Source organism: Neisseria sp. P0001.S005 (assembly GCF_051963715.1).
The window spans coordinates 1,047-3,350 of sequence record NZ_JBQCTZ010000289.1 but is presented as its reverse complement, the minus strand read 5'-3'; the positions used below and the strand labels follow the sequence as shown (position 1 = coordinate 3,350).

Genomic DNA, 2,304 nt, shown 5'->3' with positions numbered 1-2,304 from the left:
AAAGGCGACAAAGGCGATAAAGGTGACACTGGTGCAGCCGGCGCTAAAGGCGACAAAGGCGATAAAGGTGACACTGGTGAAAAAGGTGGCAGCATCACAGGTGAAGTTGTAGATAATGGTGACGGTACCCATACAATCACTATTACTGATCTTGAGACCGGTTCAGTCACTACGACTATCGTTAAAGACGGTAAAGACGGTGTAGACGGTAAGAATGCTAAAGCCGACGTTAAAGATAACGGCGATGGTACTCACACTGTAACCATCACTGATGGCGAAGGTAATACCACTACCACTATCGTTAAAGACGGTAAGAACGCTGAAGCCGAAGTTAAAGACAACGGCAACGGTACTCACACTGTAACCATCAAAGACGGTAACGGTAATACCACTACTACTATCGTTAAAGACGGTGCAACTGGTGCTAAAGGTGACACTGGTGCCGACGGTAAGAACGCTGAAGCCGACGTTAAAGACAACGGCAACGGTACCCACACTGTAACCATCAAAGACGGTAACGGTAACACCACTACTACCATCGTTAAAGACGGTGCAACTGGTGCTAAAGGTGACACTGGTGCCGACGGTAAGAACGCTGAAGCCGACGTTAAAGACAACGGCAACGGTACCCACACTGTAACCATCAAAGACGGTAACGGTAACACCACTACTACCATCATTAAAGATGGTGCAACTGGTGCCGACGGTAAGAACGCTGAAGCCGACGTTAAAGACAACGGCAACGGTACCCACACTGTAACCATCAAAGACGGTAACGGTAACACCACTACTACCATCGTTAAAGACGGTGCAACTGGTGCCAAAGGTGATACCGGCGCTACCGGTGCAACAGGTGCCGACGGTAAGAACGCTGAAGCCGACGTTAAAGACAACGGCAACGGTACCCACACTGTAACCATCAAAGACGGTAACGGTAACACCACTACTACCATCGTTAAAGATGGTGCAACTGGTGCCAAAGGTGACACTGGTGCCGACGGTAAGAACGCTGAAGCCGACGTTAAAGACAACGGCAACGGTACTCACACTGTAACCATCAAAGACGGTAACGGTAACACCACTACTACCATCGTTAAAGACGGTGCAACTGGTGCCAAAGGTGATACCGGCGCTACCGGTGCAACAGGTGCCGACGGTAAGAACGCTGAAGCTGACGTTAAAGACAACGGCGACGGTACTCACACTGTAACCATCAAAGACGGTAACGGTAATACCACTACTACCATCGTTAAAGACGGTAAGAACGCTGAAGCTGACGTTAAAGACAACGGCGACGGTACTCACACTGTAACCATCAAAGACGGTAACGGTAATACCACTACTACCATCGTTAAAGACGGTAAGAACGCTGAAGCCGACGTTAAAGACAACGGCGACGGTACTCATACTGTAACCATCAAAGACGGTAACGGTAACACCACTACTACCATCGTTAAAGATGGTGCAACTGGTGCCAAAGGTGACACTGGTGCCGACGGTAAGAACGCTGAAGCCGACGTTAAAGACAACGGCAACGGTACTCACACTGTAACCATCAAAGACGGTAACGGTAACACCACTACTACCATCATTAAAGATGGTGCAACTGGTGCCAAAGGTGACACTGGTGCCGACGGTAAGAACGCTGAAGCCGACGTTAAAGACAACGGCGACGGTACCCACACTGTAACCATCAAAGACGGTAACGGTAACACCACTACTACCATCATTAAAGATGGTGCAACTGGTGCCGACGGTAAGAACGTTGAAGCCGACGTTAAAGACAACGGCGACGGCACTCATACTGTAACCATCAAAGACGGTAACGGTAACACCACTACTACTATCATTAAAGACGGCACAGCTGCCGCAAAAGGTGATAAAGGTGACAAGGGTGATAAAGGTGATACCGGTGCTAAAGGTGACCAGGGTATTAAAGGTGACCAAGGCGCTAAAGGCGTCAAAGGCGACAAAGGCGATAAAGGTGACCAAGGTATTAAAGGTGACCAAGGCGCTAAAGGCGACAAAGGCGACAAAGGCGACAAAGGTGATACCGGTGCTAAAGGTGACACTGGTGCAGATGGTAAGAATGCTAAAGCCGAAGTTAAAGACAACGGCAACGGTACTCACACTGTAACCATCACAGATGGCGAAGGCAAAACCACTACCACCATCGTTAAAGACGGTGTAGACGGTAAGAACGCTAAAGCCGACGTTAAAGACAACGGCAACGGCACTCACACTGTAACCATCACCGATGGCGAAGGTAACACCACTACTACCATCATTAAAGACGGTGTAGAC

1 protein-coding gene is annotated in these 2,304 nt (G+C 49.1%); it reads left to right on the top strand.

Features of this window, described 5'->3' with window-relative positions; all coding sequences use genetic code 11:
- The coding region (locus tag ACTHSP_RS18985) for a collagen-flanked surface repeat-containing protein (protein ID WP_440346680.1) at nt 1-2,304 on the top strand (2,304 nt) is incomplete at both ends.